This window comes from Cysteiniphilum sp. (assembly GCF_057495195.1).
In genome coordinates this window covers 1-8,781 of sequence record NZ_JBXTEF010000101.1, presented here as the reverse complement: position 1 = coordinate 8,781, position 8,781 = coordinate 1, and the positions used below count along the sequence as shown (strand labels likewise).

The following is an 8,781-nucleotide window of genomic DNA, read 5'->3' as shown; positions in this document are numbered from 1 at the left end:
AAATCAGAAGTTGCAAAACGTCCACCATCTAATGGTACTAACGGACGTAAATCCGGTGGTAACACCGGTAAAACCGTCATAATCATCCACTCAGGTTTATTACCTGATTCACGGAATGATTCTAATAATTTTAAACGCTTTGTTAATTTCTTAAGCTTAGTTTCTGAGTTAGTTGCTGGGATCTCTTCACGAATCGTTTCAATCTCATGATTAAGATCGGTGTCAATTAATAACTTCTGAATCGCTTCAGCACCCATTTGCGCTTCAAATTCATCACCATACTCTTCTAATGCATCAAGATACGTTTCTTCATTGAGTAACTGCCCTTTTTCAAAAGGCGTCATCCCAGGATCAGTCACTGCATATGCTTCAAAATATAAAATACGCTCGATATCGCGCAATGTCATATCTAATAACAAACCAATACGCGATGGTAGTGATTTTAAATACCAAATATGCGCCACAGGACAAGCCAAATCAATATGTCCCATACGCTCACGACGCACACGCGCTTGTGTGACTTCAACACCACACTTCTCGCAAATGATACCGCGATGCTTTAAACGCTTGTATTTACCACACAAACATTCGTAATCTTTGATTGGACCAAAGATTTTAGCACAAAACAAACCATCTCTTTCTGGCTTGAATGTACGATAATTAATGGTTTCTGGTTTTTTCACTTCACCATATGACCATGAGTGAATCATTTCAGGTGACGCAAGACCGACACGAATACGGTCAAACTCTAAATCTTTACCTTGCTGTTTCATACCGCCTAGTAAGTTTTTCAAGGCTCTACTCCTATTTTTGCAAAGTTTTAAATCAAAATACTACAGGCTATACCTGTAGCTGTTTCATCACGACAACTAAAGTGCGCTTAGTTTTCTAAATCAGACTCAAGGTCAATATCAATACCTAATGCACGTACTTCTTTCATTAATACGTTGAAAGATTCAGGCAGACTTGCGTCCATCTTGAAATTACCATCAACAATATTTTTGTACATTCTGGTACGACCATTCACATCATCTGATTTAACCGTCAGCATTTCACGAAGTGTATAAGCAGCACCATAAGCTTGTAGTGCCCACACCTCCATCTCACCAAAACGCTGACCACCAAACTGTGCTTTACCACCTAGTGGCTGCTGCGTAACCAAACTATAAGAACCTGTTGAACGCGCATGCATCTTGTCATCAACCAAATGGTCTAGCTTCAACATGTACATATAACCAACGGTCACATGGCGATCAAATGGTAAGCCAGTACGCCCATCATATAGCTGTGCTTGACCGCTTTCATTTAAGCCACAAAGTTTTAGAAGGTCTTTGATATCTTTCTCTTTAGCACCATCAAACACAGGAGTTGCGATAGGTACACCTGCTCTTAGGTTATACGCCATTTCAATCACTTGATCATCATCAAGCTGACTTAAATCAACTTTCTTATTACCGATCGTGTTATAGACTTCCTCTAAAGTCTTACGAATATCCTGTGCTTTTTGACTTGCTTCAAGTGCATCTGAGACTTTATGTCCTAATGCCCTTGCTGCCATACCCATATGCGTCTCAAGTACCTGACCGATGTTCATACGTGATGGAACCCCTAGTGGATTCAAGACGATGTCCATAGGTGTACCATCTTCAAGATAAGGCATATCCTCAATTGGTAGAATACGTGAAACAACACCCTTATTACCATGGCGACCCGCCATTTTGTCCCCTGGTTGAATACGGCGTTTAACCGCAACAAATACTTTAACGATCTTAAGAACGCCAGGAGATAAATCATCACCTTGGGTAAGCTTTTTGCGTTTTGCTTCAAACTTCGTTTCAAAGTCTTTACGCGCTTGTTCAATCTGTGCCTTACAACGTGTAATTGCTTCCATCGTTGCTTCATCTTCTGCACGAATATCAAGCCACTGAACAAGCTCAAGATTTTTTAAGTACTCTTTAGTAATCTCTTGTCCACGCTTTAAGCCACCAGGGCCAGCAAGTGCTTTCTTGCCACTTAGCTCTTGTAATAAATAAGAGCGCACAGCACCTTCAACAATACGATACTCATCACGTAAATCTTTACGAATACGTGCCAATTCTGCTTTTTCAATTTCAACAGAACGCTGATCTTTTTCTAAACCATCACGCGTAAATACTTGAACATTAATAACTGTACCATACATGCCAGTTGGCATTCTTAATGAACTATCTTTAACATCGGAAGCTTTTTCACCAAAAATAGCGCGTAGTAGCTTTTCTTCAGGTGTTAATTGCTGCTCGGCCTTAGGCGTAATCTTAGCAACCAAAACATCGCCAGGCGCGACATTAGCACCAATATGAATAATACCCGCTTCATCTAATTTGTTTAGTGCATGCTCACTAACATTAGGAATATCTGAAGTAATTTCTTCAGCACCTAACTTTGTATCACGTGCAATACAGGTTAATTCTTCAATATGAATAGAGGTATAACGATCATCTTCAACGATACGTTCTGATAGTAGAATCGAATCCTCAAAGTTAAAACCATTCCATGGCATAAATGCCACAAGCAGGTTTTGACCTAAGGCTAGCTCTGCCATATCAGTCGATGAACCATCTGCTAACACATCACCTTTTTTAACAACATCACCAGGGTGCACAATTGGGCGTTGATTAATACAGGTGTTTTTGTTTGAACGACGGAATTTTGTTAAGTTGTAAATATCAACAACAGAATCACCTTCATTGATTTCGTCATTACTCGCACAAACAACGATACGACCACCATCAACAGCATCAACAACACCTGAGCGTTTAGCGACAATACACGTACCTGAGTCACGGGCAACAATGCGCTCCATCCCAGTACCCACTAGTGGCTTCTCAGCTCTAAGTGTTGGTACAGCTTGACGTTGCATGTTTGAACCCATCAATGCACGGTTCGCATCATCATGCTCCAAGAATGGGATAAGGGCTGCGGCAACAGATACCATTTGTTTCGCTGAAACGTCCATATATTGAACCTGATCAGCTGTTGTAAAAATTGTCTCACCTTTTGAACGACACTGAATCAACTCATCAGTTAGACGGCCTTTTTTATCCATCGCAGCAGATGCTTGAGCGATCACATAATTACTCTCATCAATTGCCGATAAATAATCAATCTCATCGGTGGCAACACCATCAATTACCTTGCGATATGGCGCTTCTAAGAAACCATAGTGATTGGTACGCGCATAACATGCCAAAGAGTTAATCAAACCAATGTTTGGACCTTCTGGTGTTTCAATCGGACATAAACGACCATAATGTGTTGTATGGACGTCACGTACTTCAAAGCCTGCACGGTCTCTTGATAAACCACCTGGTCCTAACGCTGAAATACGACGCTTATGCGTTACTTCTGATAATGGGTTATCTTGATCCATAAATTGTGACAACGCACCTGAACCAAAGAATTCTTTAATCGAAGCAGTAATTGGCTTAGCATTAACAAGATCCTGCGGCATCGCACTTTCACGATCGACCATTGATAAACGCTCACGCACCGATCTTTCAACACGTACCAAACCGATCCTGAACTGGTTTTCAGTCATCTCACCAACCGCACGGATTCGGCGATTTCCTAAGTGATCAATGTCATCAACATCACCACGACCATCACGAATATCAATCAATGTTTTAACAACATCGATAATATCTTCTTTCGTTAAAACACCTAAACCTTTATCTGATTTACGTCCCAAACGATTGTTAAACTTCATGCGACCCACTGCAGATAGATCATAACGATCTTCTGAGAAGAATAGACCTTGGAAAAGGTTCTCTGCTGAATCTTTCGTTGGTGGCTCACCTGGGCGCATCATGCGATAAATTTCGACTAATGCTTCATCACGATCACGACACACATCATTGCGTAGTGTATCAGCAATATAAGCACCACGATCCAAGTCATTTGTGTTAAGCGTTTGGAATGTAGTAATACCGCGATCAGATAATTTTTCCAATAATGCAGGTGTAATCTCTTCATTAGCCTGCGCGATTACCTCACCGGATGTTTCATCAACAATGCGTGAATATAACACCTTGCCAACAACATAAGAAACAGGGACTTCGATTTGATTTAAGCCTTGCTCTTTCATAAGCTTAGTATGTCTTGCGGTAATACGTTTGCCTTCCGCAACTAGTACTTTACCTTCTTTGTTAACAACATCAAATGAGGCTGTTGTCCCCTTTAATGAATCCGGATCAAAGGTCATCATTAATGCGCCATCTTCGACAGCGAATTCAACCGGTTCATAAAAAATCTTTAATAACTCATCCTCAGTGTAGCCAAGTGCTTTTAGCAACACGGTAGATGGTAATTTACGACGTCTATCTATACGCACATAAAGTAAGTCTTTTGGGTCAAATTCAAAATCTAGCCATGACCCACGATATGGGATCACGCGTGCTGAGTGTAATATTTTACCAGAGGAATGTGTTTTGCCTTTATCATGATCAAAGAACACACCTGGCGAACGATGAAGTTGCGATACAACTACACGCTCTGTACCATTGATCACGAAGGTCCCGTTATCAGTCATTAATGGGATTTCACCCATATATACTTCCTGCTCACGGACATCTTTAATCACTTTATCTTCTACTGGCGCTTCTTTGTCATATATCACCAATCTCAGCTTAACACGTAAAGGCGCGGCATAGGTTACCCCTCTAATACCACATTCGTTTTCATCAAAAACAGGCTCACCTAAACGGTAGCTTACATAGTGAAGTTCGGAATACCCTGAAACGCTTGCTATAGGGAAAACCGATTTAAAAGCTGCTTCTAAACCGTTATTTTTACGGCTTTGCGCTTTTACATCTTGTTGTAAAAACTCTTTATATGAATTTACTTGAACAGCAAGCAAATATGGAACATCTAGAATATTAGGAAGGTTCCCAAATTCTTTACGGATTCTTTTTTTCTCAGCGTATGAGTACGACATCAGGCACTTCCTCTGACTACATTCGTTTTAACCACTAAATCATGCCAAAAGTTTGGAAAACTTTATTTATCTGCAATTACAGACACATCTACAAATGCTATTTGTTAGATAGCAGAAAAGGCCAACAGGTAAAACACCTGCCAGCCTTTACTTTTTAACTTAAAATAATCGTTTGATTACTTAAGCTCAACCTTAGCACCAGCTTCTTCAAGCTGCTTTTTAAGTGCTTCAGCATCATCTTTAGAAGCAGCTTCTTTGATTGTGAAAGGCACGCCTTCAACAGCATCTTTTGCTTCTTTAAGACCTAAGCCAGTTGCTGCACGAACCGCTTTGATCGCGCCAACTTTGTTAGAACCTGCATCAACTAAAACAACGTCAAATTCAGTTTTTTCTTCTGCAGCGGCAGCGTCCCCTGCAGCAGGTGCAGCAACTGCAACAGCAGCTTGTGCAGAAACACCGAATTTTTCTTCCATCATTTTAACCAATTCACAAACATCCATAACGCTCATTTCAGCAACTGCATTTAGGATATCTTCTTTAGTAATAGCCATTATATACTCCTATTAAATAATTTAATTTCAAAAACGAAAAGTGGTTTTTATTTTGCATCACCAACAGCAGCGAATACACGAACAGCTTGCGCTGGAATCTCGTTAGCTGTACGCACAAACTTGGTAACAGGTGCAAGTAATACATTGCACAATAACGCAAGCGCATCGTTTCTGCTTGGAAGCTTAGACATTTCTTCTAGCTTATCCGCGCCAAACAACTCACCGCCCATTGCTAAGTTTTTCACTTCAAAAGCTTTATGATCTTTCATAAAACTTTTGAATAATTTAGCCGCCGCGCCTGGCTCTTCTTTCGAGAAAGCCAATACTAAAGGACCAACAAGCGCATCATTCATGCACTCAAACTCAGTTCCTTTAAATGCGATTCTTGCTAAGTTATTGCGAACAACTTTCAAGTACACACCTGATTCACGAGCCTGTTTGCGTAAATCACTCATTTGATTCACAGTCAAGCCGCGGTAATCAGCTACCGCTGCAGACAATGCCAAGGATGCCTGTTCGGCAACTTCTGCCACAATCGCTTTTTTATCTTCAAGCTTTAGCGCCATTAGCTAATCCTCTTGTTTTTGTCTACGTTATTATTTAATACGATGTTTGAAACCAAATAAAAAATTTTATTCTCTTCAAAGGTCACACGCACCGTCTGCGTAGGAAATTAAGCGATCTTGCGATCACACCTACGGTCTTTGACATCACTGACTTAACATGACATTAAGTAGCGACCCAAAGAAACTTGTTTAAGTCCTTAGCACAAAATCGCACCAAGGCACACAAAAAAGGCTCGTTATCTTAAACCTCGATTGTACTCATGTCAAGCATAATCCCAGGACCCATTGTACTAGACACTGTGATCTTCTTAATATAGACGCCTTTTGCTGTTGCAGGCTTAAGTTTTTTCAGATCTGCCAAAAGCGTTTCTAAGTTTTGCTGTAAAGCGGCTGGCTCAAAATCAGCTTTGCCGATTGTTGTATGCACGATACCTGCTTTATCAACGCGGAAGCGAACCTGACCTGCTTTTGCATTAGTAACTGCTTGAGCAACATCAGTTGTTACCGTACCAACTTTAGGGTTTGGCATTAAACCTTTAGGACCAAGAATTTGACCTAGCTGACCAACCACACGCATTGCATCAGGTGTTGCAATCACAACATCAAAATCCATGTTGCCTTTCTTAACTTCAGCAGCCAAATCATCCATACCAACGATATCAGCACCAGCTTCAGTTGCCTTGACTGCATTCTCACCTTGCGTGAATACAGCAACGCGAACTGTTTTACCTGTACCATTTGGCAACACAGAGGCACCACGCACAACTTGATCAGATTTACGTGGGTCAACACCTAGGTTTACCGCAACATCGATAGATTCTTTGAATTTAACTTTTGAAAGTTCTTTTAAAAGGTTGAATGCATCAGTTGCTGAATACGCATCTAATTTATTTACTTTTTCAGCCAAAGATTTCATTCTTTTTGATAACTTAGCCATTATTCAACCCCCTCAACTTTAAGACCCATGCTACGCGCACTACCTGCAATTGTTCTAACCGCAGCATCCATATCAGCTGCTGTTAAATCAGGCTCTTTTGTCTTAGCGATTTCTTCTAATTGCTCACGATTAACCGTACCTGCAACATCTTTAGAAGGGTTTGAACTACCAGATTTAATCTTAGCAGCCTTCTTTAACAAGAATGAAGCCGGCGGTGTTTTCATTGTAAATGTGAAACTTCTGTCGCTATACACAGTAATCACAACAGGAACCGGCGCACCTTGTTCCATTTTTTGCGTCTGCGCATTAAATGCTTTACAGAATTCCATAATATTAACACCGTGCTGACCCAATGCTGGACCAATTGGAGGGCTAGGGTTTGCTTGCCCTGCTTTTACCTGAAGCTTAATATAAGCTTGTACTTTCTTTGCCATTATTTACTCCTACTTTGGGTATAACGCTATTTTCACAAATAGCTTCCCTATTATTTTTTGCTTAACATCTAGTATTAAGCACCTCATATCACTGGTTTATTACAGTGATAAACGCCTAAGCGTCTTTCTCAACCTGTGAGAACTCAAGCTCAACAGGTGTAGAACGCCCAAAAATTGAAACCGCAACATGCACACGCGATTTTTCATAGTTAATTTCTTCAACCACACCAGTGAAGTCAGCAAACGGACCATCCAACACACGAACCACTTGCCCAACTTGAAACGTAGTGCGTGGTTTCGGTGCTGTTTTATCCGCACCTGTTTTTAATGTGCCTAAAATTCTTTCAGCCTCAACATTGCTAATCGGCATTGGGCGTTCACTCGTTCCACCAACAAAACCACTAACACGTGGCGTGCGGCGCACAAGCTGCCAAGCGGCCTCATCCATTTCCATCTGAATCAAAACATAACCCGGAAAGAACTTACGCTCACTTTTACGCTTTTGCCCAGCTTTCATCTCAACCACTTCTTCAGTTGGAACTAATATCTTGCCAAAAAAATGCTCTAAGCCTTCCAGTTTTATTTTCTCTTCAATCTGAGATTTAACACGCTTTTCATAACCCGAATAAGCCTGAATAACATACCATCTCTTTTTGCCACCACTCTCTACTTCCATATCTGGCTGAGTAGCTTCTGTCTCGATTTGCTCATTTGGTACATCTTTCTCATCCGCAGACATAAACAACCTCTTAACTTAATATCGCTTGAATAAGGTACATAAACAGCATACCCACAAAATAAATAATAACCGATGCCACAGCAACAATTGCCAAGACAATCAGTGTTGAGTTAATCGTTTCTTGACGTGTTGGCCATACAACTTTGCGCATCTCCAACCTAGCCTCTAAAACAAATTGCCAGCCTTTTGCACCTTGATTTGTTTGTCTACCAATTGCCAATAAAACAACAACACCAACGATAATAAGTACCGCCATCAATGCAGATGATTCGGTAAAAAGCGAGAAATACATACTCGAAAAAACAATGATTGCAGCGATGATCACCATCAATAACCACAACATCTTATTATTAGCGCTACTTATTTGACGCATATCAGCTTTTTTAGTTGTGGTTGTCCACACTTTTTTAGTTACTGAATCTTTCATCTAGAAGCCTCATTTCCCACTACAAACAAAAACGGCGTGCAATCTTAACACAGATTAACACGCCGTTCAAGTCAATTTATTTGGCAGGCCAGGAGGGACTCGAACCCCCAACTTGCGGTTTTGGAGACCGCTGCTCTACCAATTGAACTACTGGC

7 protein-coding genes and 1 pseudogene are annotated in these 8,781 nt (G+C 40.8%); all 8 read right to left on the bottom strand.

The features are described from left to right. Positions 1-794 (bottom strand): annotated as a pseudogene (locus ACY10D_RS09325) (DNA-directed RNA polymerase subunit beta'); the annotation flags it as partial. Positions 795-880: 86 nt separating this feature from the next. After that, the gene (gene rpoB, locus ACY10D_RS09320; RefSeq protein WP_487000462.1) at positions 881-4,972 is read right to left on the bottom strand and encodes a DNA-directed RNA polymerase subunit beta; all 4,092 of its coding nucleotides are present in this window, start codon (positions 4,970-4,972) and stop codon (positions 881-883) included. A gap of 176 nt (positions 4,973-5,148) precedes the next feature. Then, on the bottom strand, positions 5,149-5,523 hold the full coding sequence (rplL, locus tag ACY10D_RS09315; protein ID WP_487000461.1) for a 50S ribosomal protein L7/L12: 375 nt from the start codon (positions 5,521-5,523) through the stop codon (positions 5,149-5,151). A gap of 47 nt (positions 5,524-5,570) precedes the next feature. Continuing rightward, the gene (gene rplJ / locus ACY10D_RS09310; RefSeq protein ID WP_487000460.1) at positions 5,571-6,089 is read right to left on the bottom strand and encodes a 50S ribosomal protein L10; all 519 of its coding nucleotides are present in this window, start codon (positions 6,087-6,089) and stop codon (positions 5,571-5,573) included. Positions 6,090-6,330: 241 nt separating this feature from the next. Continuing rightward, positions 6,331-7,026 (bottom strand): 50S ribosomal protein L1, encoded by a 696-nt coding sequence (rplA, locus tag ACY10D_RS09305; protein ID WP_487000459.1) that lies wholly within the window; start codon positions 7,024-7,026, stop codon positions 6,331-6,333. Next, positions 7,026-7,460 carry a 50S ribosomal protein L11 gene (gene rplK, locus ACY10D_RS09300; RefSeq protein ID WP_192484786.1) on the bottom strand — a complete coding sequence of 145 codons (435 nt, stop codon included), beginning with the start codon at positions 7,458-7,460 and terminating at the stop codon, positions 7,026-7,028. The genes rplA and rplK overlap by 1 nt, the downstream gene beginning before the upstream one ends. Before the next feature lie 115 nt (positions 7,461-7,575). Continuing rightward, positions 7,576-8,136 carry a transcription termination/antitermination protein NusG gene (gene nusG, locus ACY10D_RS09295; RefSeq protein WP_192484797.1) on the bottom strand — a complete coding sequence of 187 codons (561 nt, stop codon included), beginning with the start codon at positions 8,134-8,136 and terminating at the stop codon, positions 7,576-7,578. A gap of 73 nt (positions 8,137-8,209) precedes the next feature. Continuing rightward, positions 8,210-8,626: a preprotein translocase subunit SecE gene (gene secE, locus ACY10D_RS09290; RefSeq protein WP_487000458.1), complete on the bottom strand. Its 417-nt coding sequence runs from the start codon at positions 8,624-8,626 to the stop codon at positions 8,210-8,212. Positions 8,627-8,781 lie beyond the last annotated feature (155 nt).

What these genes read in the sequence shown, in the direction of transcription:
- rplJ (WP_487000460.1), bottom strand. Translation starts at nt 6,089, where the DNA reads ATGGCGCTAAAGCTTGAAGATAAAAAAGCGATTGTGGCAGAAGTTGCC.
- nusG (WP_192484797.1), bottom strand. Translation starts at nt 8,136, where the DNA reads ATGGAAGTAGAGAGTGGTGGCAAAAAGAGATGGTATGTTATTCAGGCT.
- rpoB (WP_487000462.1), bottom strand. Translation starts at nt 4,972, where the DNA reads ATGTCGTACTCATACGCTGAGAAAAAAAGAATCCGTAAAGAATTTGGG.
- rplL (WP_487000461.1), bottom strand. Translation starts at nt 5,523, where the DNA reads ATGGCTATTACTAAAGAAGATATCCTAAATGCAGTTGCTGAAATGAGC.
- rplK (WP_192484786.1), bottom strand. Translation starts at nt 7,460, where the DNA reads ATGGCAAAGAAAGTACAAGCTTATATTAAGCTTCAGGTAAAAGCAGGG.
- rplA (WP_487000459.1), bottom strand. Translation starts at nt 7,026, where the DNA reads ATGGCTAAGTTATCAAAAAGAATGAAATCTTTGGCTGAAAAAGTAAAT.
- secE (WP_487000458.1), bottom strand. Translation starts at nt 8,626, where the DNA reads ATGAAAGATTCAGTAACTAAAAAAGTGTGGACAACCACAACTAAAAAA.